The organism is Streptosporangium sp. NPDC048047 (assembly GCF_040653115.1).
GTDB lineage: Bacteria > Actinomycetota > Actinomycetes > Streptosporangiales > Streptosporangiaceae > Streptosporangium.
Genome location: NZ_JBEZNH010000021.1, coordinates 71,929 through 94,488 on the forward strand (window position 1 = coordinate 71,929; position 22,560 = coordinate 94,488).

A 22,560-nucleotide genomic window follows, 5' to 3' on the forward strand; every position below is an offset into this window, starting at 1 on the left:
ACACCGGCGCCCCCTCGCGGGCTCATTGCGACGCTGCGCGTCGCGGCTCGGGGGCTGGTGACCGGTGTCTTCCCTCGTCGTTCACTCGCTGCGCTCGCTCTCTCCTCAGTCCAGACACCGGCGCCCCCTCGCGGGTCCGGTCGGCGGCATCAGTTGGTGATGTTGGCGGGGTTGCCGGAGAGGCGTTCGAGTTTGGCGCGGTAGGCGGCGGCGGCCTCCTCGACGGACCTGCCGGAGACGACGTCGGCCGTGGCCTCCTGGAGGGCGGCCGACACCTGGGGGTAGAGGGCCAGTCCGGGGCGGTAGGCGGTGATCGGCAGGATCTCCCGGGAGATGAAGCTCAGCAGCGGGTCGCCGGCGAGGACCTCGTCGTTGACGTCGGAGCGGGAGGTGACGCGGACGGCCCCGGCCAGCTCGGCCTTGACCGCCTCGGCCGAGTGCAGGAACGCCAGCAGTTCCCACGCCTGCCGAGGATGCCTGGAGAAGGGGTTCAGCACCCGTACGGCGCCGCCGGACATGCTGACGAAGTCCTGGCCGCGGATCCCCGCGCCGGGCGTCCTCGCGGGGATCTTGGCGTATCCCACGACCTTGTCGCGGTCGGCCATCGGGGCGACCCCGGCCTTGGGCTCGATCACCGAGCGCCAGAAGTAGTCGCCCTCGGCGAGGATGCCGATCTTGCCGGCGGCGAACTCGGCGAAGGACTTGTCGCGGCCCTTGGCCTCCTGCTGCAGCTTGGGGTCGCCCAGGCCGCCCGCGTAGATCCGCCGGTAGAGGTCCAGCACGTCCTTGACACCCTGGGAGGCCCCGGCCCACTTGCCGCCGGCGTAGATCTCGGTGCCCGTGCCGGCCAGCAGCGGCAGCGCGCCCTGCATCGAGGTGGCCTCGCCCATCGCGGTGCCGGCGTTGATCTGGATGGGCGTCACGCCGGGCAGCCGGCGCAGCGCCGTCCCGGCGTCGAGGATCTCCTGCCAGCTCCTGGGCTGCCACTTCTCCGGCAGGCCGGCCTTGGTGAACAGGCTCTTGTTGTAGTAGAGGATGCGGCCGTCGGTGCCCTGCGGCACGCCGTACCTCTTGCCCTCGAAGACACCCAGGCCCTGCACCGCTTCGGGGATCTGCCGCCAGCCGTCCCAGGAGTCCGCCGCGGCGCCGCCGACCTCGCCGAGGGGTCTGATGTACCCGGCCTGGGCGAACTCGCCGACCCAGATCCCGTCGAGGTCGATCACGTCGGCGCCGGTCTTCGACTTCAGGTCCAGCGCGACCTTCGTCTTGTACTGCTCGTCGTCGACGCCGTTCGGCTGGAACAGCACGTGCACGTCCCGTCCCGCCTGTTTCTGGGCGGCCTCGAACCTCGGGATCACCCAGTTCTTGATCCAGTCGGCGCTGACCGAGTTCTTGCCGCCGGAGATGGAGTTGGCCGTGATGGTCAGGGTGACGCCGCCGCCGTCGGCGGGGGAGCCGCAGGAGCAGAGGGCGAGGGCGGCGGCTGCCAGGGTCGATATCAGGACAGGCCGGTGGAAGGGTCTCACGTGACCTCCTGGGGGAGGTGAGGCATGTCACGACAACTCGACAATTACACAGGCTTACACGGGCGTAAAGATTCAACGTAAGGGGCGCAGGTGGTTCGCGCTGAGCTGATCGAGGGAAGTGCAGACAGCACGGCAACGTGAGTAAGGTCGGGCCTTAAGGGACCGCACCTTTGGAGGGAGTCGCGTGGGATCGCACAGGGACCTGCCCGCCGGCATGGCGAATCACATCTTTACCGACACCGGGAGTTCCTCTTTCTCGGAGTTCGTCAGGTCCCACGCGCCGGACTTGCTGCCGGGACGCAACGAGACGCTGGCGGCTCCGGTGGGTGACCAGATCCCCCATGCCACCACGATCGTCGCGGCGACCTGCGCCGGCGGCGTGGTGATCGCCGGGGACCGGCGGGCGACGTCGGGCAACATCATCTCCCAGCGTGACATGGAGAAGGTGTTCCGTCTGGACGACCATTCGGCCATGGGCATCGCCGGTGCGGCGAGCACCGGCATCGAGCTGGCGCGCCTCTACCGGGTCGAGCTGGAGCACTACGAGAAGCGTGAGGGCCGCTCGCTGTCGGTGGCGGGCAAGGCCAACCGGCTGGCCACGATGATCCGCGGCAACCTGCCGATGGCGATGCAGGGTCTGGTCGTGGTCCCGCTGTTCGTGGCCTACGACCCGGCCGGCGACAGCGGGCGGATCTTCAGCTACGACGTGGGCGGCGGGCCGTACGAGCAGCACCAGCACCACGCGATCGGCTCCGGCTCGATCTTCGCGCGGGGGGCGCTGAAGAAGCTGTACCGCGAGGGGGCCTCCCCGGAGGACACCGTGGCGGCGGTTCTGCAGGCCCTCTACGACGCGGCCGACGACGACTCGGCGACCGGCGGCCCGGACGTCATCCGCAGGATCTGGCCCGTCGTCGCGGTGCTCACCGCCGACGGCTACCGCCGCCTGGGCGACGACGAGATCGCCGAGTACGTCGAGGCGATGGTGGAGAGCCGGAAGACCTCCCCCGACGGCCCCACCGCTCCGCTGCGTTAACACGAGAGGATCACCGCAGGTGTCCATACCCTTTGGATATGTCTCGCCCGAGCAGCAGATGCGGGACAAGGCGGACTACGCGCGCAAGGGCATCGCGCGAGGCCGCAGCGTCGTCGTGCTGCAGTACGAGGACGGCATCCTGTTCGTCGCCCCCAACCCCTCCCGTGCCCTGCACAAGATCAGTGAGATCTACGACCGGATCGGCTTCGCCGCGGTCGGCCGGTACAACGAGTTCGAGGCGCTGCGTCTCGGCGGGATCCGCTACGCCGACATCAACGGCTACACCTACGACCGGGAGGACGTCACCGCCCGGGGTCTGGCCAACCTCTACGCGCAGAACCTCGGCCAGATCTTCACCGAGTCGCTGAAGCCGTTCGAGGTGGAGCTCGTGGTGGCGGAGGTCGGCGACACCGTCGACGAGGACCACATCTACCGTCTCACCTTCGACGGCTCGGTGTTCGACGAGTCCGGTCTGGTGGCGATGGGCGGTCAGGCCGAGGCGGTCGCGGGCCGGCTCAAGGAGCGCTACCGCGACGGCCTGTCGCTGGCCGAAGCGTTGCAGGCGGCGCTGTTCGCGCTGACCGAGCCGGGTGGCGAGCGGCCCCCGGCCGGGCAGCTGGAGGTGGCGGTGCTCGACCGCAACCGGCCGCACCGCAAGTTCCAGCGCCTGGCCGGTCCGAGGCTGGAGGCGCTGCTGGCCGGGCCATCCACCCCGGAGGGCGCGGGGGACGGCGGGAGCACAGTGTCTCCGGCGTCTCCGGCGTCCTCGGCGCTCGCCGCGCCGCAGGACGACGGCTCTCAAACCCCGCCCACGGCTCCCGAGGGGGAGATCGACACCGGTTCCGGCGGCTGATCGCGTGCTCCACGTGCGCCGCGTCCCTTCGAGGGGGCGCGGCGCCCGCGCGTTGTGACATGGATCACACCCCGGTTCGGTGAACCCGGGGCGCGGGGGCGTGGTCGAAGCAGTCATGAGACGATCCGTTCTGACCGCCGCCGCCCTGTGCGCGGCCCTCGCCGCCGGTACGGCCCCCGCCCAGGCGGCCGCGGTTCCCGTCCAGGCCGCCGCGGCCCCCGCCCAGGCGAGCGCGATCCCCCACTTCCCCACGCCGAAGATCTTCGGCACGAAGTTCCAGTCCGACCCCGGCCACGACTTCACCAAGCGCCTCAGCCCCCGCAGGGACGGCATCCTGCGCGGCTGGATCACCCACGTGTCCGGCGGGCAGGCCGAGTACGAGCCGATCAGGTGGGTGCGGGACAAGTACACCGAGGGCCACTTCACGGGCCCGCGGGAGGGCGACGTCAACGCCTACAGCTCGCCCGTCGCCGGGAACGTGGTCTATCTGAGCGCGTTCGGCTGCTCGTCGCGGATGGCGGACCTGACCGTCGACAGGCGTGGCCTGGGCGCGAAGCGCTGCTCCCGCACGACGCTGCTGAAGCGGGCCGCGAAGATGCAGCGTCCGTCGCTGATCACCGTCTACCGCGGGCGGATCGTCAAGGTGCAGGAGATCTACACCCCCTGACCTTCCCACCCCTTCCCGGCGGCCCCGCGTGCCGCCCGGAGGACCCACGCCGCGGCCCGCGCCCGGGGACGAACCCGGGTGCGGGCCGCGGCGTGCCGGGTCCGGGTCCGGGTGCGGCTGTGGCGTGCTGGGGTCCGGGTGTGCGGTCGCGGCGGGCCCGGCCGGGGCCCGCGCGTGCTTAGCCGAGCACCGCGCAGGGCATAAGCCGTAGGACCGAAAACCCCCCAACTGATCCCTCCCGCGGGAGGGGTTCGGCGAATAGTGTGAGGCAATGGACCGTCGCATCTTCGGACTTGAGAACGAATACGGGGTCACCTGCACGTTCAGGGGACAGCGGCGGCTGTCGCCCGACGAGGTCGCGCGCTATCTCTTCCGCCGTGTCGTGTCCTGGGGCCGATCGAGCAACGTCTTCCTGCGCAACGGCGCCCGCCTCTACCTCGACGTCGGCAGTCACCCCGAATACGCCACCCCCGAGTGCGACAACGTCGTGGAGCTCGTCACCCACGACAAGGCGGGGGAGCGCATCCTGGAGGGCCTGCTGGTCGACGCCGAGAAGAGGCTCCGCGAGGAGGGCATCGCCGGCGACATCTACCTCTTCAAGAACAACACCGACTCGGCGGGCAACTCCTACGGCTGCCACGAGAACTACCTGGTGGGCCGGCACGGCGAGTTCGGCCGCCTGGCCGACGTGCTCATCCCCTTCCTGGTCACCCGGCAGATCATCTGCGGCGCGGGGAAGGTGCTGCAGACCCCCCGGGGCGCCGTCTACTGCGTCTCCCAGCGGGCCGAGCACATCTGGGAGGGCGTCTCCAGTGCGACCACCCGTTCGCGGCCCATCATCAACACCCGCGACGAGCCGCACGCCGACGCCGAGCGGTTCCGCCGGCTGCACGTCATCGTCGGCGACTCCAACATGAGCGAGACGACCATGCTGCTCAAGGTCGGCGCGACCGACCTGGTGCTGCGCATGATCGAGGCCGGCACGGTGATGCGCGACCTGTCGCTGGAGAACCCCATCCGGGCCATCCGGGAGGTCTCCCACGACATGACCGGGCGGCGGCGGGTCCGGCTGGCCAACGGCAGGGAGGCGTCCTCGCTGGAGATCCAGCAGGAGTACCTCGCCAAGGCCCGCGACTTCGTCGACCGCCGCGGCGGCGACGAGACCAGCGAGCGGGTGCTGGAGCTGTGGGAGCGCACCCTCAACGCCGTCGACACCGGCAACCTCGACCTGGTCGCCCGTGAGATCGACTGGGTGACGAAATACCAGCTCATCGAGCGGTACCGCGACAAGTACGACCTGCCGTTGTCGAGCCCCCGGGTCGCCCAGCTGGATCTGGCGTACCACGACGTGCACCGCCGCCGCGGCCTGTACTACCTGCTGCAGCGGCGCGGCTCGGTGGAGCGGGTGAGCACGGATCTGAAGATCTTCGAAGCCAAGTCGGTGCCGCCGCAGACCACCCGGGCGCGGCTGCGCGGGGAGTTCATCCGCCGGGCGCAGGAGAAGCGGCGCGACTTCACCGTCGACTGGGTGCACCTGAAGCTCAACGACCAGGCGCAGCGCACCGTGCTGTGCAAGGATCCCTTCCGCAGTGTGGACGAGAGGGTGGAGAAGCTGATCGCCGGAATGTGATGGTCATGCTTTCGGCAAGGCGGTCGATGATTTATCGCGGCCCTATGGCGGGACGGGTAATGTTGCGCGAACCTGACGTCTGCCTGAGGAATGTCTATGCGTCGCCGCAGCCTGGCCGTACTGGCCGCCTTGCCCCTGATGTTCGCCGCGGCCTGCGGGTCCGGTGACGGCACCGCCACCGCGAACTCCGCCAACCCGAGCGGCGAGGGGGTCTCGGCCCTGAAGGTCACCGGCGCGCCCAACGCCAAGCCGGCGGTGGCCTTCCCCGCGAAGGTCGCCGAGACCTCCTCCTACCAGGTGATCGCCCCCGGTACGGCCGGCGCCCCGGCCCAGAAGGGGTCCAACGTGGTCGCCAACTTCACCGTCTACACCTGGGACGGCAAGGCCAACAAGATGGTCGGCTCGACCTACGACGAGGGCGGCCCGCAGCTGATCACGCTGAACGACCAGGTCCCGGAGATCCTGCGCAAGGGCTTCGCCGAGACCAAGGACGGCGGCCGCTTCCTGTCCGTCGTCGCCAAGGACTCGCTGCCCGCCGAGCAGCAGAAGCAGGCCCCCGCCGGCCAGTCGCAGGTCTTCGTGGTCGACGTGGTGGGCGTGCCCAAGGACAAGGCGGTCCAGGGCAAGGCCACCGACGCCGGGATCAAGGGCATCAAGCTGGAGAACCCCGGCGGCGACGCCGCGCCGAAGCTGGACACCAAGACCAAGGACAAGGCGCCCAAGGACCTCGTCGCCAAGACGGTGATCAAGGGATCGGGCCCGGAGGTCAAGGCGGGGCAGTCGATCCTGGTCCAGTACGTCGGCAAGATCTGGGGCTCGGGCGTCGAGTTCGACAGCAGCTGGGCGCGCGGCGGCCAGCCGATCATGTTCCAGATCGGCACCGGCAAGGTCATCAAGGGCTGGGACCAGGGCCTGGTGGGCGTCCCGGTCGGCAGCCGGGTGCTGCTGAGCATCCCGCCGAGCCTCGGCTACGGCGAGCAGGGCTCCGGTGACAAGATCAAGGGAACCGACACCCTGGTCTTCGCCGTGGACGTCCTCGGCGCCTACTGAGGCGTCCTCCCGTCCCCTTCCCGATCCGTTCTTCCTCCGTTTCCCGTGCCGGGGCCGCCTTTGGCGGCCCCGGCCGTGTTTTCGGGGACAGAGCCTAAAATTCCGCTGTGAGCAGCGATGATCTCGGCGTGGTGTCGATCCTGCAGGATCCGGTACGGCGCGCCGTCTACGAGTACGTGGCCGCGCAGGGCCGCGAGGTGGGACGCGGCGAGGTGGCCGAGGCGGTGGGGACGCAGCGGACCCTGGCGGCCTTCCATCTCGACCGGCTGGTCGAGGCGGGGCTGCTGGAGGCGGGCTTCCGCCGGCTCACGGACCGGACCGGCCCCGGGAGCGGCCGCCCGGCCAAGGTCTACCGGCGTGCGGCGGGGGAGTGGCAGGTCAGCGTCCCGGCCCGTGACTACCGGACGCTCGCGCTGGTGCTGGCCGAGGTGGTCGAGCTGCTGGGCGGGGACGAGCGGGCCGGGGAGGCCGCGCGGCGGGCCGGGACCCGCCTCGCCGAGCCGGGGGAGGACCTGGCGGGGCTGCTGCGCCGGCGGGGCTACGAGCCGTACGAGGAGGAGGGGCGGCTGAGGTTGCGCAACTGCCCGTTCCACGTCCTGGCCGAGGAGCATCCGGTGCTGGTCTGCGCGATGAACCTGGAGCTGTGCCGGGGGCTGCTGGAGGGCGCGGGCCAGGAGGGGGTGACGGCCCGGATGGATCCGAGACCGGGGGAGTGCTGCGTCGCCTTCTTCTAAAAACAATGAGGATTGACATAGAAGGGGGCGGGATGGTCTGCTGATGACCATGCACCTGGCTCAGATGAACGTCGGTCACCTCCGCGCGCCCCTCGACTCCCCGGAACTCACGGACTTCATGGCCGGACTCGAACCCGTCAACGCGCTCGCCGAGAGCGCCCCCGGCTTCGTCTGGCGGCTCAAGGGCGGCGACGGCCCGCAGGATGTGGTCCGGCACTCCCACGGCGACCACCTGCTGGTCAACTTCTCGGTGTGGGAGTCGCGCGAGACCCTGTGGGACTTCGCCTACCGCACCGTCCACCTGGAGTTCCTGCGGCGCCGCAGGGAGTGGTTCCTGCGCATGGCGGAGCCGTACTCGGTGATGTGGTGGATCCCCGCGGGGCACGTCCCGACGCTGGAGGAGGGGATGGACCGGCTGGCCCTGCTGCGGGCGGAGGGCCCCTCACCGGCGGCCTTCACCTTCAGGGACTTCCACGAGGCCCCGGGGCCCGCCGGAGGCCGCCGGGACCTCCGGGAGGCCCCCGAGGCCGCCGGGGACCTCCGCGAGACCCCGGAGCCCGCCGGAGGCCGCCGGTAGGCTCCGGGGCGGCCTCCCCGGCGGAACCGGGAGGAGCCACGGCGAGGGGGCTAGCCGATCGCCTTGTCGGAGCGGAGCGCCTCGGTCCTGGTCCGCAGGAACGTGCGAAGGGTCCGCGCCTCGGCGTCGACCTTGGAGGCGTCGGCGCCCTCGTTCAACTTGTAGGCCGCGACGAGGCCGTCGAGGAGACCGGAGGCGGCGCCGTTGCCCAGCAGCTTGGCGTACAGGGTGCGGTACTGCTCCTCGTAGAGCTTCTTGAAGGCGGCGTTCTTGAGGAACTTCTCCTTCAGAGGGTGACCCATACGCATCATGCCGCCTCCGGGACGCCCCTGCCCGCCCTCGGGACGTGCCTGCCCGCCTTCCCCGGGAGGACGGCCTCGGCCGAAGCCGCCCATCGAGATCGTGTCATTCACTCCGCTCTTGGCGTTTCCGCTGAAGGCGAGGTTGAGGTCCCAGGTGATGACCTGGAACTTCCCGGTCTTCAGGTCGTACCACAGGTAGTAGTTACGACCGGGGCCCGCCATGTCGTCGAAGTTGACCACGAGGTTCTGCAGGACCAGGTAACGGGCGAACGACGTCACGTCCAGGCGGTCGGCCAGACCGGCGGCGAACTCCGCGTCGGAGGCTTCGTTCACCCATTCGACCAAGCCGATGACCGGCTGCAGGTCCTTGCCGCCGACCTTGTTGATCTGCTTGAAGTCGGTGGTGTACCCGGTCTGGTCCTCGCCCTTGTAGGTGAAGCCGCTGGAGGCCAGCGACTTGTACAGCACGCCGTCGCCGAGACCCTCGGCGTAGCCCTCGTCGAGGTACTCCACCAGGAGCCGGGGGGTGGAGGAGCGGCCGTTGACCGTGAAGGAGCTGTAGGCGGAACGCTGGGTCGGTTCGCCTGAGGCGCCGACCATCGAGATGCCCAGTGCCTCGTTCAGCATCGTCGTCGAGCCCATGGCGGCCGGTCGCACCGCCACCTGGCTGTGGCCCTGGTAGCGGCGGCCCTCCACGAACTCGTCGAAGCTGATCAGCCAGGGCAGCTTCTCCGGCTCCTCACCCTTGAGCTGAGCGCCGAACATGCCCCCGCCTCCGGGCGGCCCGTCACCTCGCGGCCGGCCGTCCTGAGGCTGGCCGTTCTGGGGCTGCCCGTCGCCGGGCGGTTGGAAGCCTTCGGGCGGTTGGAAGCCGTCCGGGGGCTGGAAGCCGCCGGGAGGTCCTCCGGGCCCCCCGCCGCCGCCGGGCCTGGTCCCCTGCTTGCTCCGCCCCTTCCAGGTCAGCCCCCTCAGGGTCGAGTTGCCCTTGAGCCGGACGCCCACGCTGGGGATCCTGGTGCCGTCGATGGTCAGGTCGGCTTCGACGTACTTCTTCTCGTCGTCTTTGAAGTACTCGCCGAGCATGTCCTCGTACGCCCCGTCGGTGAAGGTGATCTTCACGTCGTGCGCGACCGAGGCGTCGAACAGGTCCTTGGCGCCGGTCAGGTTCGTGGTGACGGTCTCGGCCTCGCCGGCCTGGGAGGTGGTGACGTACGGGCGGATCGTTCCGCTGCCGAACACACCCCAGCAGACGGCGAGGAACGCCGCGCACAGCGCGATCAGCTTCCAGTTCTGCCGGAGCCTGACGGGGACGCGATGCTTGAAGGACGCCATGACGCTACAGGTCGGTCTGGTCGTATCCGGTCAGGACCGTGACCGACTGGCCGTGGTTGCGCTCGCGCAGACCGGTGATCAGGTCCGCGGGCTCGCCGCCCTTCTTGATCTTGACGGTGTACGTCAGCTCCGTCAGTGCGCCCCCGCGGATCGACTCCATGCTGACCAGCTCGAATTCGTCGGTGTGCCGGACGAGCACGTCCTGGATCGTGGCGGTGAAGTCCTCGTCCGAGGGCACCTGCACCTTGACCACCTGACGCCGTACGTTCAGATGGAACCAGTTGAACCGGTGCATGACCATGACGATCAGCGAGATCGCCACGGCGGCCACGACGCCCAGCAGGTAGAAGCGGGTGCCGACGGCCATTCCGATGCCCATGACCAGGAAGATGAAGCCGACGTCGCGGGTCTCCTTGATGGCGTTGCGGAACCGTACCACCGACAGGGCGCCGACCAGCGCGAAGGCGCGGGCGATGTTGGAACCGACGACCAGCATGATCAGCGAGATCAGCATGCCGAGGATGACCAGGGTCTGCACGTAGGACTGGCTGTAGGACACGTTGCGGTGCGTGGCCCGGTACACCCAGCCGATCATCGCGCTGAGCACGAACGACAGCGTCATCGCGATCGCGATGTCGGCCACGCTGAACGTGCCCGACAGGTCCTGGAAGGAGAAGTCCATGGGGGTCATGCCTCCGGGAGAACAGAGTCGAGGTCGAGGTCGAGGTCGAGGTCGTGGCCGGGGACGTGGAAGATCGAGCGCGGGGCCAGCCCGTACGCCTCCACGCTCTGGCAGTACTTGGAAACCCGCACCACCTGCAGGTTTCGTCTGGCGGTCAGGTCGGTCAGCCAGTACGGCACCCGCTCGTCGGCCTTGACCTCCACGATCGTCATGCCGGCCGGGACGATGAGCCGGTTCTCGGCGTCGGCGCCGAGGTGGAAGTCCCGGTCCCGGCCGCGGATGCGCTGGTCGAAGGTCACGCGCAGGCCCACGTCGGCGTCGCGGCCCACGTAGGCGTGCCGCTGGTAGCCGGTCATCGCGATGGGCCGCAGGTCCAGGCGGAGCACCAGGTCGAGCACCTCCTCCATGAAGGCGCGCTGCGAGGGCTCGTGCCCGGGCATCCGCCGTCCGTCGCACAGGCGCAGCGCGTCCCGGTACGGCAGGCGCACCCGGCGCTTCTGCGTGACCCGGTTGACCCGCTGCTTGATCTCGACGAACACCGGTGTGCCGTCGTCCACCGCGAACCGGTCGCCGTAGTGGCGCACCCGCAGTTTCCTGCGGAACTTCAGCCCTTCGACCTTCTCCCAGTAGAAGCGGAGCCGCCGGGTGTCGTAGTAGACGCTCCAGATGCCGTACCCCTCGTCGCCGCTGTGGCGGTCGCGGTCGAGGCGCCGTTCGATCTCCTCCCGGAGCCCGGCCGCCTCCGCCGTGCTGACGAGGTACTTGATCTCGTACCGGTTGAAGGCGTGCAGCGCGCTGGGCGCCCGCAACCGCCGGCCCTCCTCGCCGGCCACCTCGCCGCCCGCCGCCGGAACGGCCGGTCTGCGGAACCTTCGCAGCATGTCCCTCCTTTCGTCAGCGCACATCTGACAGCACGAAGCTGGGAACAATGTGTGAACCGCGACCGACGTGAAGGTGAACGGGCGATGCCCTCAGCCGTCCCGGGGCCGGTGGAGCGGCAGGAGCACACGGAAGGTGGTGCGGCGCGGCGTGCTCGTCACCTCGATCCGGCCGTCGTGCGCCTGTACGAGCGCCGCGGCGATGGCCAGCCCCAGCCCTGTCCCGCCGCTGTCGCGCGAGCGGCCCGCGTCGGCGCGATAGAAGCGGTCGAACACGTACGGCAGGTGCCCGGGGTCGATGCCCCGCCCCTCGTCGCGCACCTCGACCAGCGCCGCCCCGGCACGGGAGGCGGGCCCGGCGCCGGCGTGCACGACCCCGGGGGCGGGGACTCCGGCGACCATGCGGCGGCCGACCCGTACGCGGATCTCCGTGCCCGAGGCCGTGTGCTTCATGGCGTTGCCGACCAGGTTGGCGATGACCTGGTGCAGGCGGTGCTCGTCGCCGAGCACGAACACCGGCTCCTCGGACAGGACCAGCCTGATCGGCCGCCCCCGGTCGCGGGCCTGGGCGGCGTGCACCACGTCCCCCGCCAGCACGTGCAGGTCCACGATGCCGGCCTCCAGCGCGGGTTCGCGGTCCAGCCCGGCCAGCAGCAGCATGTCCTCCACCAGGACGCCCATGCGTTCGGCCTCGCCCTCGATCCTGCGCAGCAGGCGCTCGGCCACCGGGTCCCTGACACCCTGGCCGTGGTGGTAGAGCTCGGCGAAACCGCGGATGGAGGTGAGCGGCGTGCGCAGTTCGTGGGAGGCGTCGGCGACGAAGTGGCGCAGCCTCTGCTCGGAGCGCTCGTGCTCGCGCAGTGCCGTCGCCAGGCGTTCGAGCATGACGTTGAGCGCCCTGCCCAGCCGCCCCGTCTCGGTGCCCGGGGCGGTGTCGCTGACCCTGCGGTCGATGTCCCCGCCCGCGATGGCCTCGGCGGTACGCTCCATGCGCGTGAGCGGGCGCAGCCCCAGGCGTACCACCGCGAGGGCGAGGACGCCGAGCAGCATCAGCACCAGCGCGCCCGCGGCCACCTCGATCACCAGGATCTGGTGCACGGTCGCCACGTTGGGCTCCAGCGACATCGACACCGTCAGCCTGGTGCCGTCGGGCAGGCGTTTCACCAGTACGCGCCACCGCCCCACCCCGGTCCTGCCGGGCACGGTCACGGGACCGCGCGGGACCGCGGAGATCACCGCCGCCGGGATGGCGGGCGCGTCGGAGTCCTGGGCGGGCAGGCTGCGCAGCAGGGTGCCCGAGGAACTGTGGAAGGCGATCCTGAACTGCGTCGGGAGCTGCACGTCCGGCGCCGCGCCGCCGGGCGGCGGAGGGGAGGGCGGGTGCCTGCCGAAGGTGGGGGCGACCTCGGTGAGCTGCGCGTCCGTCCTGGACAGCAGCGAACGGTCCAGGAGCAGCACGCTCGCCGCGGCGAACGTCGTCAGGCCGGCGGCGCACAGGCCGAGCAGCGCGGCCAGCAGCCGGTGCCGCAGGGGCCAGGGGGGCCTCACGAGGGCGCCTGCAGCCGGTAGCCGACGCCGCGCAGCGTGTGGATCAGCGGCGGACGGCCCTGGTCGATCTTGCGCCGCAGGTAGCTGATGTAGGACTCGACGATCCTGCTGTCGCGGTCGAACTCGTAGTCCCACACCCGGTCGAGGATCTGGGCCTTGCTGACCACCCGTTCAGCGTTGATCATCAGGTAGCGCAGCAGGCTGAACTCCGTCGGCGACAGGTGGATGACCCGCCCGGCCCGCCGTACGATGTGGGCCTCCTCGTCCAGCTCCAGATCCGCGTACCGCAGCACGCCGTCGCGGGCCTGCTCCTCCGGCGGCCGGACCCGGCGCAGGATCGCCCGGATGCGCAGAATCACCTCATCCAGGCTGAACGGCTTGGCCACATAGTCGTCGCCGCCCGCGGTCAGCCCGGCGATCCGGTCGCCGACCGCGTCCTTGGCCGTCAGGAACAGCACCAGCGGGCTGTCACCCCGCTCGCGCAGCCTCCGCGCCACCGCGTACCCGTCGAGGTCGGGCAGCATCACGTCCAGCACGATGAGGTCGGGCCGCTCGCGCGTCACCGCCTCCAGCGCCCCGTGGCCGCTGGAGGCGGTGCTCACCTGGAAGCCGTGCAGCTCCAGAGCCTCCGACAACAACTCCCTGATGCCGGGCTCGTCGTCGACGACCATGACCTTCGCGCAGGCGTACCGGCTCATGACCCGTTCATACGCACCTTGTATGAGAGGGAGCTGAGAGCGGCTCACGACCCGCGCCGGTGGAGGACCTCGGCGCCGCCGGAACGTCTTCGGAGCTCTCCTAGGAGGCGCGGGGGCCCGCGTCCTCCCCGGGCTCCCCGGGCAGCAGCGAGGCCGCGTGGCGGCCCGCGGCGGCCGAGGCCAGGAAGTAGGGCAGGTCCTCATCCAGGCCCCGGCCCATCGTCGACAGCCGTACCGGGCAGCCGGCGAGCGCCTCGCGCAGGCCGTCCAGCGGCACCCGCACCAGCTCGTGCCGGGCCGACAGAGGCTCCGCCTGCCGGGCGACCCGCTCGCCGAAACCGCCGGGCAGCTCCGGCACGGCGACCTGGGCCGGGGCCAGGGCGACCCGTCCGTAGGCGGTCAGCGAGTGGTGGGAGACCCCGATGTGGCGCTCACGCCGGTCGCCCTCGCTGACCCGCAGCGCCGCGACCGGCCGGCCGGCCAGGACGGCGGCGGCGTTGACCGCCTCGCCCGCCGAGACGCCGGAGAAGCCCCACCGGGTGCCGGTGCCGAGGTTGCCCGGACCCTGCGTGACGACCGCGACGTCGGCGCCCATCACGTGCCGGGCGGCGAGCAGGCCGGTGTGCAGGGTCACGGCCTCCATGTCGCCGCCGAACGCCTGGCCGACCGTGACCGTCCCGGCCAGCCATCCGGCCTCCCTGAGCCGCGCGCACGACATGGAGAACCAGGCGGGCAGCGCGCCGCCGTCGAGCATCACGTAGACCACCCGGGGCGGCCGTACCGTCCCGCCGGTCCCCGTGCCGTGGGCGGTCCCGCCGCCCGCCTCCCCGGGAGAGGGCTCCCCGCCGGCCTCCCGCGCGTCCCCGGCCGGGGACGGCCGCGGCGGGTGCGGGCCGTACAGGCCGCACAGGATCGCCGGGAGCGCCGAGTGCAGGTCGGCGACGATCACCGGCATGCCGTCGAGCGAGTCGGCGTCGCGCAGCACGTCATGGAAGGGCGAGTCCTGCTCGTCGACGCCGAGTACGGTGGCCTGCAACGGGGTGTAGCGTGCCTTCACCAGGTGCCCGGGGCCGGAAGGATCTTGCGGCAACCTGTCGGGAAGCGCCACCACCATGGCGTAACCTCCCGTACCGAGGCCCATCGCGAGCGCGGTCGTGTTGAGCAGCACCGTGTCGCCGGGTTCGGGGCGCCCCACCAGGGCGGGATAGGCGAGCGCTCGCGCGCCGCCCTCCTCGGTGGTGACGTCGAGTTCCACCGCTCCCGGCCACTCGCGCCGGACCCGCGCGACGACTCCCTTGCGCCATCTGATCACGCGGGAAGAGTAGCGTCACTTCGAAGAGGAAGGAGGCCCGATGTCACGCCGGAAGACCGAGCGGCTGCTGAACCTCGTGATCTGCCTGCTGGCCACCCGTCGGCCGCTCAGCGCCGATCACATCCGCCAGGCCGTGCCCGGCTACGACGCCGACAACGACGAGGCCTTCCAGCGGATGTTCGAGCGCGACAAGAACGAGCTGCGCGAGATCGGCATCCCGATCGAGGTGCACAAGGACCCCTGGGAGGAGGATCCGGGCTACCGGATCGTCCGGCAGAGCTATGAACTGCCCGAGATCACCCTGGAGCCCGACGAGGCGGCCGTGGTGGGCCTGGCGGCCCAGGTGTGGCAGCGGGCCAGCCTGGCCGAGGCGGCCGGCAAGGCGCTGCTGAAGCTGCGCGCCGGAGGGGTGGAGACCGAGGAGGCCGGCGGAGTGCTCGGCGGCGCCCTGGAGCTGCGGCTCGACACCCAGGACCCGGCGTTCCCGGCGCTGTGGGAGGCCGTGCGCGACCGGCGAGCGGTCCGCTTCCCCTACCGCGCCGCCTCCAGCCAGACCGTGCTGACCCGTACGGTGGAGCCGTGGGGCGTGGTCAGCCGGCGCGGCCGCTGGTACATGGTGGGCCACGACCGAGACCGCGACGACGCGCGGGTCTTCCGGCTCAGCCGCATCACCGGGCCGGTCACCCCGACCGGCCGCCCCGGCGACGTGGTGGTGCCCGAGGGCGTCGACCTGAAGTCGATGGTCGGCTACAGCGACGCCATGACGGTCCGGGAGCGCACCGCGCTGATCCGGGTCCGTGAGGGCACCTGCCAGGGGCTGCGCCAGGTGGCCAGGCAGGTACGGCCCGCATCCGGCGGGTGGGACGAGCTGGAACTCGACTTCAACGACCCCGAGCGGCTGGCCGGATGGGTGGTCGGCTTCGCCGCGGACGCCGAGGTGGTCGGGCCGCCGGACGCCCGCGACGCGGTGATCTGCCGCCTGAAGGGAGCACTGACGTGAGCACGGCCGACAGGCTGCCCAGGCTGCTGGCCCTGGTGCCCTACCTGATGTCGCACCCGGGCGCGCAGGTCCCCGAGGTCGCGAAGGTCTTCGGGCTGACCGAGAAGCAGCTCATCGACGACCTGCAGCTCGTGTGGATGTGCGGGCTGCCCGGCCACACCCCGGGCGACCTGATCGACGTCTCCTGGGACGGCGGCGAGATCCTCATCGACAACGCCGACACCATCGCCCGGCCGCTGCGGCTCGCCGTGGACGAGGCCAGCGCGCTGCTGGTGGCCCTGCGGATGCTCGCCGAGCTGCCGGAGTTCGGCGACCGCGACGCCCTGTCGCGGGTCATCGCCAAGCTGGAGCGGGCCGCGGGGGAGGCCGCCGCGGCGGTCAGCAGCCAGGTCGCGGTGGAGGTGGACGCCGCCCCGGACGCGCTGCCCACGGTCAACGAGGCGCTGCGCCGCCGGCGGAGGCTGTCGCTGCGCTACTACGTGCCGGGCCGCGACGAGGTCACCCCGCGCGAGGTCGACCCGCTGCGGCTGGTCATGGTGGACGGCCGCTCCTATCTGTCGGGCTGGTGTTACCGCGCCGAGGCGGTGCGGCTGTTCCGGCTGGACCGGATGCTCACCGTGGACGTGCTGGACGTGCCCGCCGACCCGCCGGACGGGGCCGAGCCCGGCGAGGTGACGCCCGGGGTGTTCCGGCCCTCCTCCACCGACGAGCTGGTGGAGCTGGAGCTGACCCCGGCCGGGCGCTGGGTCGCCGAGTACTACCCGTGCGAGGAGGTCACCGAGCTGGGCGAGGGCCGGCTGCGGGTGGCGCTGCGCGCGCGGGACCAGGGCTGGCTGGTACGGCTGGCGCTGCGGCTGGGCGACACCGGCCGGGTGCTGTCGCCCGCGTCGCTGGCGGCGAGCGTCCGGGAGGCCGCCGCGTCGGCCCTCAAACTGTACGAAAGCGTATAAAGTTAGTGAACGTTTCAAAACCTTCCGTTGGCCGTCGGCGGTAGGATCGGCCGGTATGAACTGGATCTTCGCCGGGACGGGGCTGGCCCTCGCGGGGCTGGCGCTGCTCGCCGTCCTCGGCCTTCGGGTGCTGGTCGCGGCCCGCGAACTGGGCCGGGAGGTGGACCGGGCCCGGCGCCGGATCGAGCCGGCCCGGGCGCTGCTCGCCGAGCGGACCGCCGAGGCGCGGTTGTCGGTGGCCGGCCGGACTCCGCCGAAGGGATGAGTCTGTCACCCGGGCAGCGTACGATCGGTGGCAGAAGACCGCATGTCGCTCGCGTAAGGATGTGTCATGGGCAACCTTGGACCCACTGAGCTGATCATCATCGGGGTGATCCTGGTGATGCTGTTCGGCGCGAAGAAGCTGCCGGAGGCCGCGCGCGGGCTGGGCCGTTCGCTGCGCATCTTCAAGGCGGAGACCTCCAAGCTCCGCGACGACGACGAGGCTCCGGCCGCCACCGTCCAGCCGCAGCAGCCCGCTCCGGCCCCCGCGCCGCAGCAGATCACCCCGGCGCCCGCGCTCTCCGCGGAGGAGCAGGCCCGCGCCCTGGAGGAGCAGGCCGCCCGCCTCCGCGCCCAGGCCGCCTCCAAGCCCCAGTAGTCCAACTCAACACTTTCTCGGACCGGGATTCGTCAATGGCGCTGCTGAAATGGCCCAAGCCTGGGCAGAACCGGTCGGTCCCGTCCGAGGGCGCGGCCGAGGGGCGCATGCCGCTCATGGACCACCTCCGTGAGCTGCGCAACCGGCTGATCATCGCGTTGCTCGGCCTGGTGGCCGGGATCATCATCGGGCTCGTCTTCTTCGACCCGATCTGGGCGTTCATCACCAAGCCCTACTGCAACCTGCCCGCCTCGCAGGTGCTGCGCAAGGGCGAGTGCACGTTCGCCATCCGCGGGGTGTTCGAGGCGTTCTTCGTCAATTTGAAGGTCGCCGCGCTCTTCGCGCTGGTCGTCTCCTCCCCGGTCTGGCTCTACCAGATCTGGGCGTTCGTCACCCCCGGCCTGTACCGCAACGAGAAGCGCTACTCGGCGGCGTTCCTGGGCATGGCGATCCCGCTGTTCCTCGCGGGCGCCGCGCTGGCCTATGTGATCATGGACAAGGGGCTGTCGATCCTGCTGGGGTTTGCCCCCTCGAACGCCATCCCGCTGCTGGAGATGGACGACTACCTCACCTACGCGCTGGTGATGCTCATCATCTTCGGGGTCTCCTTCGAGCTGCCGCTGCTGATGGTGTTCCTCAACGTGATCGGCGTCCTGCCGCACGCCACGGTGGCCGCCCACCGCCGCATGGTGATCTTCATCATGTTCGTCTTCGCGGCGATCGCCACCCCCAGCACCGACCCGTTCTCCATGATCGCGCTCGCCCTGCCCATGGTCCTGCTGTTCGCCCTGGCCGAGGGGTTCATGTACCTGAGGGAACGCAGAGCCGCGGCCAAGGGCGGGGACTTCTCCCACCTGTCAGACGACGAGGCATCCGCTCTGCCGGACGAGGTTTCCCCTCTCGATTCGGACACGACTGATTCCGATCCGGCGAGGTAGCGGATAGGTTCCGGTCTGTGCCCGGAGAGATCGCCCTGCTCGTCAACCCCGCCGCCCGGGGCGGCCGTTCCCGCGGCCTGCTCGCCCCGGTGCTCGACCGGCTGCGCAGCGGCGGCGCCGAGGTCTCGGTGATCCTCGGCGAGTCCGCCGACGACGCCCTGGAGCGTGCCTGCACGGCTGTCGCCGAGGGCCCCGGCGCGCTGGTCGCCTTCGGCGGCGACGGCCTGGTCCACCTTGCCGTCCAGGCGGTCGCGGGCACCGACGTCCCGCTGGGCGTCATCCCGGCCGGGACCGGCAACGACATCGCCGCCGCGCTCGGCCTGCCGGTCCGCGACCCCCTGGCCGCCGCCGACGCGGTGCTGCGCGGGCGGGTGCGGACGGTCGACGCCGGCCGCGCCGGTGCGGACGAGTGGTTCGCCGGGGTGGTGGCCTGCGGCTTCGACTCGCGGGTCAACGAGCGGGCCAACCGGCTCACCTGGCCGCCCGGCATGGCCAGGTACGTCGTCGCGCTGGCCCAGGAGTTGCGTTCCTTCCGGCCCATCCCGTTCCGCCTGGACCTCGACGGCGAGGTGGTCGAGCGCGAGGCGATGCTGGTCGCCGTCGGCAACACCTGCTCCTACGGCGCGGGCATGCGGGTGTGCCCCGCCGCGGTCCCCGACGACGGCCTGCTGGACGTGACGGTCCTCGGCGCCGTGCCCCGCGGGGAGTTCCTGCGCACCTTCCCCCGGGTGTATCGCGGCACCCACGTCTCCCACCCCTCGGTGACCGTCCACCGCGTCCGGCGGGTGACGCTGGAGGCTCCGGGCGTCGTCGCCTACGCCGACGGCGAGCGCCTCGGCCCCATCCCCCTGACCTGCGAGATCGTCCCCGGCGCCCTGAACGTCCTGGCGTAGGGCTTCTGGCGCGGGGCACGGGCGGATCGATCGGAATCCCGGGGTCGGTAGGGTGGAGACATGACGACCCCAGCGGAACGTTACGCTGCCTTCCGTCAGAGCCAGGCCGAGAGCGGGCCCGCGCTGACCTCGTTCCGCGGTCTGTACGACTTCGAGCTGGACGACTTCCAGCTCGACGCCTGCCGGGCCCTGGAAGCGGGTGACGGGGTCCTGGTCGCCGCTCCGACCGGCTCGGGCAAGACCGTCGTGGGTGAGTTCGCGGTTCACCTGGCCCTGAGCGAGGGCCGCAAGTGCTTCTACACCACCCCGATCAAGGCGCTGTCCAACCAGAAGTACAACGATCTGGTCCGGCGGTACGGCGCCGCCGACGTCGGCCTGCTCACCGGCGACAACAGCGTCAACGGCGACGCCCCCATCGTGGTGATGACCACCGAGGTCCTGCGCAACATGCTCTACGCCGGGTCCTCCACGCTCACCGGCCTGGGGTTCGTCGTCATGGACGAGGTGCACTACCTGGCCGACCGCTTCCGCGGCGCGGTCTGGGAAGAGGTGATCATCCACCTGCCCGAGTCGGTGCGGCTGGTCGCCCTGTCGGCCACGGTCAGCAACGCCGAGGAGTTCGGCGAGTGGATGGGCGAGGTGCGCGGTGACACCAGCGTCATCGTCGACGAGCACCGCCCGGTTCCGCTCTGGCAGCACATGCTCGTCGGCCACCGCCTGTACGACCTGTTCGTCGCCGACGAGGAGGGCCGCCGCCCGCAGGTCAACCCCGCCCTGATGCGCATCGCCCGAGACGAGGAGCGCCAGGCGTTCGGCCGGGGCCGCCGCGGCTACTCCCGGCCCCGCAGGCCCGGCCCGCCGGACCGCGCCGCGGCCATCGAGCGGCTCGACGCCGAAGGTCTGCTGCCCGCCATCACCTTCATCTTCTCCCGGGCCGGCTGCACCGCCGCCGTCGCCCAGTGCGTGTTCGCCGGAATCCGGCTCACCACCGACGCCGAGCGGCACGAGATCCGCCAGATCGTCGACGAGCGCACCGCGCACCTGCCGGACGAGGACCTCGCGGTGCTGGGCTACCTCGAGTGGCGCGACGCCCTGGAGCGCGGCCTGGCCGCCCACCACGCGGGCATGCTCCCGACCTTCAAGGAGGTCGTCGAGGAGCTGTTCACCCGCAACCTCGTCAAGGCCGTCTTCGCCACCGAGACCCTCGCGCTGGGCATCAACATGCCCGCCCGCTCGGTGGTGATCGAAAAGCTCGACAAGTGGAACGGCGAGACCCACGCCGACCTGACGCCCGGCGAGTACACCCAGCTCACCGGCCGGGCCGGGCGGCGCGGCATCGACGTCGAGGGCCACGCGGTGGTCCAGTGGCAGCCGGGCACCGACCCGTTGCAGGTCGCGGGCCTGGCCAGCACCCGCACCTATCCGCTGCGCTCCAGCTTCCGCCCCTCCTACAACATGGCGGTCAACCTGGTCGGCCAGGTCGGCCGGGAGCGCGCCAGGTCCCTCCTGGAGTCGTCCTTCGCGCAGTTCCAGGCGGACCGGGCCGTGGTCGGCATCGCCAAGCAGCTCCGCCGCCACGAGGAGGCCCTGGAGGGCTACCGCAAGGCGATGACGTGCCACCTCGGCGACTTCGAGGAGTACGCCGCGCTGCGCAGGACGCTGTCGGACCGCGAGGCCGAGCTGTCGCGGCAGCGCGGCGCGGCCCGCCGGGCGCAGGCGCTGCGCTCGCTGGAGGCGCTGCGGCCCGGCGACATCATCCGCGTCCCCGGCGGGCGGCGGGCCGGCCTGGCGCTCGTTCTCGACCCCGGCCTCAACTCCCGCGGCGAAGGCCCCTCCCCGCTGGTGCTGACCATCGGCAAACAGGTCAAGAAGCTCTCGCCGACGGATTTCCCGATGCCGGTGGAGCCGGTCGAGCGGCTGCGCATCCCCAAGGGCTTCAACTCCCGCTCGCCCAAGGACCGCGCGAACCTCGTCTCCTCGATGCACGCCAAACTCGGCGACCGCGACTTCGGCAAGCCGCCCAGGGTGCGCGACCACGCCGCCGAGGACGAGGAGGTCGCGCGCCTGCGCCGGGACATCCGGCAGCATCCCTGCCACGGCTGCGACGAGCGTGAGGACCACGCCCGCTGGGCCGAGCGCTACTACAAGCTGCTGCGCGAGACCGAGGGCCTGCGCCGCCGCGTCGAGGGCCGCTCCCACGTCATCGCCCGCACCTTCGACAAGGTCTGCGGGGTGCTCGACCAGCTCGGCTACCTCGACGGTGAGCACGTCACCGCCGAGGGCCGCCGGCTGGGCCGCCTCTACACCGAGCTGGACCTCCTCACCGCCGAGTCGCTGCGCGCCGGCATCTGGGAGGACCTCGACCCGGCGGAGCTGGCCGCCTGCGTCTCCGCGCTGGTCTTCGAGTCCCGGCAGGCCGACGAGGGCCGCCAGCCCAGGCTGCCCGGGGGCGAGGCGCAGAAGGCGCTGGCCGACATGATCCGCCTGTGGGCCGAGCTGGAGTCCATCGAGGGCGACCACGGCCTGTCGTTCCTCCGGGAGCCCGACGCCGGGTTCGCCTGGGCGGCGTTCCGCTGGGCCCGGGGGCACAACCTCGACGCCGTGCTGGGCGACGGTCTCGGCGGCTCCGAGCTGGCCGCGGGCGACTTCGTCCGGTGGATCAAGCAGCTGCTGGACCTGCTGGGTCAGATCGCCGAGGCGGCCCCCGCCGACAGCAAGGTCAAGCAGACGGCGGGCAAGGCGATGGACGCCCTGCGGCGCGGTGTGGTGGCCTACTCCTCGGTGGGCTGACCCGGGCTCCCCGGTGGGCCGGCCCGGGGCGGCCCGGCGCCGTTACGGGTACGGCGCCGCTCCGGACGGTGGCCGGCGGCCTCGGCGCCGCTCCGGGCAGGGGGCCGGCGGCTCCGGCCCGCGGAACGCATGGCCGGTGGTCCCGGTCCGCGGAGCGGGCAGACTGACCGCTCGGTCAATACCCCGTGACGGCCGGTGCGCGGAAAGTAGCCCCGGGGCCTGTTTCCTGGGTGATCGCTACGGAAATCCCGGTATCAGGCCCCTTTTGGACCCCCGCTCAGGGAGGTAACCGTGTTCGCTCTCATCGCCGCAATCCTGTTCCTCCTCGCCCTGATCTTCCAGATCGCCGGTGTGGCCATCGGCACCGTCGTGACCGTGGCCACGCTCGCCCTGGCCGGGCTGCTCGCCGTCGCCCTGCACCTGATGGGAGTCGGCACCGGCTGGACCCTCAGGCGTTGACCGAGGACGGGCGGACCGCGCGGGTCCCGCAGGGGGCCCGCCGCGCGAGGCCCCGTCACAGCGCGGAA

At 71.4% G+C, this 22,560-nt stretch carries 22 protein-coding genes; 15 read left to right on the forward strand and 7 right to left on the reverse strand.

All coding sequences use genetic code 11. The features are described from left to right. Positions 1 to 149: 149 nt before the first annotated feature. Positions 150 to 1,526 carry an extracellular solute-binding protein gene (locus AB0D67_RS19885; RefSeq protein WP_362937300.1) on the reverse strand — a complete coding sequence of 459 codons (1,377 nt, stop codon included), beginning with the start codon at positions 1,524 to 1,526 and terminating at the stop codon, positions 150 to 152. A 214-nt stretch (positions 1,527 to 1,740) separates the two neighbouring features. On the opposite strand from AB0D67_RS19885, the gene prcB reads away from it, so the two are divergent. The 7 genes from prcB to AB0D67_RS19920 all read left to right on the forward strand — a co-directional run bounded on the left by prcB (position 1,741) and on the right by AB0D67_RS19920 (position 8,070). Then, on the forward strand, positions 1,741 to 2,559 hold the full coding sequence (prcB, locus tag AB0D67_RS19890) for a proteasome subunit beta (protein WP_362937445.1): 819 nt from the start codon (positions 1,741 to 1,743) through the stop codon (positions 2,557 to 2,559). Positions 2,560 to 2,578: 19 nt separating this feature from the next. Continuing rightward, positions 2,579 to 3,412 (forward strand): proteasome subunit alpha, encoded by an 834-nt coding sequence (gene prcA / locus AB0D67_RS19895; protein ID WP_362937303.1) that lies wholly within the window; start codon positions 2,579 to 2,581, stop codon positions 3,410 to 3,412. Between the two features lie 115 nt (positions 3,413 to 3,527). Continuing rightward, positions 3,528 to 4,079 carry a hypothetical protein gene (locus AB0D67_RS19900; protein ID WP_362937310.1) on the forward strand — a complete coding sequence of 184 codons (552 nt, stop codon included), beginning with the start codon at positions 3,528 to 3,530 and terminating at the stop codon, positions 4,077 to 4,079. A gap of 271 nt (positions 4,080 to 4,350) precedes the next feature. Beyond that, entirely contained in the window at positions 4,351 to 5,709 is a 1,359-nt protein-coding gene (pafA, locus tag AB0D67_RS19905) for a Pup--protein ligase (RefSeq protein WP_362937313.1), read from the forward strand. A gap of 96 nt (positions 5,710 to 5,805) precedes the next feature. Continuing rightward, on the forward strand, positions 5,806 to 6,759 hold the full coding sequence (locus AB0D67_RS19910; RefSeq protein WP_362937316.1) for an FKBP-type peptidyl-prolyl cis-trans isomerase: 954 nt from the start codon (positions 5,806 to 5,808) through the stop codon (positions 6,757 to 6,759). A gap of 107 nt (positions 6,760 to 6,866) precedes the next feature. Then, positions 6,867 to 7,493, forward strand: coding sequence for a helix-turn-helix domain-containing protein (locus tag AB0D67_RS19915; protein WP_362937319.1), 627 nt, complete (start codon positions 6,867 to 6,869; stop codon positions 7,491 to 7,493). A gap of 43 nt (positions 7,494 to 7,536) precedes the next feature. Next, complete coding sequence (locus AB0D67_RS19920) at positions 7,537 to 8,070, forward strand: DUF3291 domain-containing protein (protein WP_362937322.1); 534 nt, start codon at positions 7,537 to 7,539, stop codon at positions 8,068 to 8,070. A 50-nt stretch (positions 8,071 to 8,120) separates the two neighbouring features. Here the strand turns inward: AB0D67_RS19920 and AB0D67_RS19925 are convergent, their stop codons facing one another. The 6 genes from AB0D67_RS19925 to AB0D67_RS19950 all read right to left on the reverse strand — a co-directional run bounded on the left by AB0D67_RS19925 (position 8,121) and on the right by AB0D67_RS19950 (position 14,822). Continuing rightward, positions 8,121 to 9,704 (reverse strand): CotH kinase family protein, encoded by a 1,584-nt coding sequence (locus AB0D67_RS19925; RefSeq protein ID WP_362937325.1) that lies wholly within the window; start codon positions 9,702 to 9,704, stop codon positions 8,121 to 8,123. Between the two features lie 4 nt (positions 9,705 to 9,708). Next, on the reverse strand, positions 9,709 to 10,395 hold the full coding sequence (locus tag AB0D67_RS19930; protein ID WP_362937328.1) for a DUF4956 domain-containing protein: 687 nt from the start codon (positions 10,393 to 10,395) through the stop codon (positions 9,709 to 9,711). Beyond that, positions 10,392 to 11,267 (reverse strand): polyphosphate polymerase domain-containing protein, encoded by an 876-nt coding sequence (locus AB0D67_RS19935; RefSeq protein WP_362937331.1) that lies wholly within the window; start codon positions 11,265 to 11,267, stop codon positions 10,392 to 10,394. The genes AB0D67_RS19930 and AB0D67_RS19935 overlap by 4 nt, the downstream gene beginning before the upstream one ends. 90 nt (positions 11,268 to 11,357) lie before the next feature. Then, positions 11,358 to 12,812 carry an ATP-binding protein gene (locus AB0D67_RS19940; RefSeq protein ID WP_362937334.1) on the reverse strand — a complete coding sequence of 485 codons (1,455 nt, stop codon included), beginning with the start codon at positions 12,810 to 12,812 and terminating at the stop codon, positions 11,358 to 11,360. After that, positions 12,809 to 13,510 (reverse strand): response regulator transcription factor, encoded by a 702-nt coding sequence (locus tag AB0D67_RS19945; protein WP_362937337.1) that lies wholly within the window; start codon positions 13,508 to 13,510, stop codon positions 12,809 to 12,811. The genes AB0D67_RS19940 and AB0D67_RS19945 overlap by 4 nt, the downstream gene beginning before the upstream one ends. 100 nt (positions 13,511 to 13,610) lie before the next feature. Next, a complete protein-coding gene (locus tag AB0D67_RS19950) occupies positions 13,611 to 14,822 on the reverse strand; it encodes a DUF3866 family protein (RefSeq protein WP_362937340.1) in 1,212 nt (403 codons plus the stop codon). A gap of 40 nt (positions 14,823 to 14,862) precedes the next feature. Here AB0D67_RS19950 and AB0D67_RS19955 point away from each other — a divergent pair, with 40 nt between their 5' ends. From AB0D67_RS19955 to AB0D67_RS19990, 8 genes are all read left to right on the forward strand, one after another. Then, entirely contained in the window at positions 14,863 to 15,822 is a 960-nt protein-coding gene (locus AB0D67_RS19955) for a WYL domain-containing protein (RefSeq protein ID WP_362937343.1), read from the forward strand. Next, a complete protein-coding gene (locus tag AB0D67_RS19960) occupies positions 15,819 to 16,772 on the forward strand; it encodes a WYL domain-containing protein (protein WP_362937346.1) in 954 nt (317 codons plus the stop codon). The genes AB0D67_RS19955 and AB0D67_RS19960 overlap by 4 nt, the downstream gene beginning before the upstream one ends. Positions 16,773 to 16,827: 55 nt before the next feature. Further along, positions 16,828 to 17,037 (forward strand): hypothetical protein, encoded by a 210-nt coding sequence (locus tag AB0D67_RS19965; protein WP_362937349.1) that lies wholly within the window; start codon positions 16,828 to 16,830, stop codon positions 17,035 to 17,037. A 66-nt stretch (positions 17,038 to 17,103) separates the two neighbouring features. Further along, complete coding sequence (gene tatA / locus AB0D67_RS19970; protein ID WP_362937352.1) at positions 17,104 to 17,412, forward strand: Sec-independent protein translocase subunit TatA; 309 nt, start codon at positions 17,104 to 17,106, stop codon at positions 17,410 to 17,412. A 35-nt stretch (positions 17,413 to 17,447) separates the two neighbouring features. Further along, entirely contained in the window at positions 17,448 to 18,350 is a 903-nt protein-coding gene (gene tatC, locus AB0D67_RS19975; RefSeq protein ID WP_362937355.1) for a twin-arginine translocase subunit TatC, read from the forward strand. Between the two features lie 17 nt (positions 18,351 to 18,367). Further along, the gene (locus AB0D67_RS19980; RefSeq protein WP_362937358.1) at positions 18,368 to 19,243 is read left to right on the forward strand and encodes a diacylglycerol kinase; all 876 of its coding nucleotides are present in this window, start codon (positions 18,368 to 18,370) and stop codon (positions 19,241 to 19,243) included. Between the two features lie 60 nt (positions 19,244 to 19,303). After that, a complete protein-coding gene (locus AB0D67_RS19985) occupies positions 19,304 to 22,033 on the forward strand; it encodes a DEAD/DEAH box helicase (protein WP_362937361.1) in 2,730 nt (909 codons plus the stop codon). Positions 22,034 to 22,324: 291 nt separating this feature from the next. After that, on the forward strand, positions 22,325 to 22,492 hold the full coding sequence (locus AB0D67_RS19990; RefSeq protein ID WP_362937364.1) for a hypothetical protein: 168 nt from the start codon (positions 22,325 to 22,327) through the stop codon (positions 22,490 to 22,492). The last annotated feature ends 68 nt before the right edge of the window (positions 22,493 to 22,560 follow it).

Coding starts and splice junctions, on each gene's coding strand:
- AB0D67_RS19935 (WP_362937331.1), bottom strand. CDS start 11,267: ATGCTGCGAAGGTTCCGCAGACCGGCCGTTCCGGCGGCGGGCGGCGAG.
- pafA (WP_362937313.1), top strand. CDS start 4,351: ATGGACCGTCGCATCTTCGGACTTGAGAACGAATACGGGGTCACCTGC.
- AB0D67_RS19925 (WP_362937325.1), bottom strand. CDS start 9,704: ATGGCGTCCTTCAAGCATCGCGTCCCCGTCAGGCTCCGGCAGAACTGG.
- AB0D67_RS19910 (WP_362937316.1), top strand. CDS start 5,806: ATGCGTCGCCGCAGCCTGGCCGTACTGGCCGCCTTGCCCCTGATGTTC.
- AB0D67_RS19945 (WP_362937337.1), bottom strand. CDS start 13,510: ATGAGCCGGTACGCCTGCGCGAAGGTCATGGTCGTCGACGACGAGCCC.
- AB0D67_RS19985 (WP_362937361.1), top strand. CDS start 19,304: ATGACGACCCCAGCGGAACGTTACGCTGCCTTCCGTCAGAGCCAGGCC.
- AB0D67_RS19920 (WP_362937322.1), top strand. CDS start 7,537: ATGACCATGCACCTGGCTCAGATGAACGTCGGTCACCTCCGCGCGCCC.
- prcB (WP_362937445.1), top strand. CDS start 1,741: ATGGCGAATCACATCTTTACCGACACCGGGAGTTCCTCTTTCTCGGAG.
- tatC (WP_362937355.1), top strand. CDS start 17,448: ATGGCGCTGCTGAAATGGCCCAAGCCTGGGCAGAACCGGTCGGTCCCG.
- AB0D67_RS19955 (WP_362937343.1), top strand. CDS start 14,863: ATGTCACGCCGGAAGACCGAGCGGCTGCTGAACCTCGTGATCTGCCTG.
- tatA (WP_362937352.1), top strand. CDS start 17,104: ATGGGCAACCTTGGACCCACTGAGCTGATCATCATCGGGGTGATCCTG.
- AB0D67_RS19930 (WP_362937328.1), bottom strand. CDS start 10,395: ATGACCCCCATGGACTTCTCCTTCCAGGACCTGTCGGGCACGTTCAGC.
- AB0D67_RS19900 (WP_362937310.1), top strand. CDS start 3,528: ATGAGACGATCCGTTCTGACCGCCGCCGCCCTGTGCGCGGCCCTCGCC.
- AB0D67_RS19965 (WP_362937349.1), top strand. CDS start 16,828: ATGAACTGGATCTTCGCCGGGACGGGGCTGGCCCTCGCGGGGCTGGCG.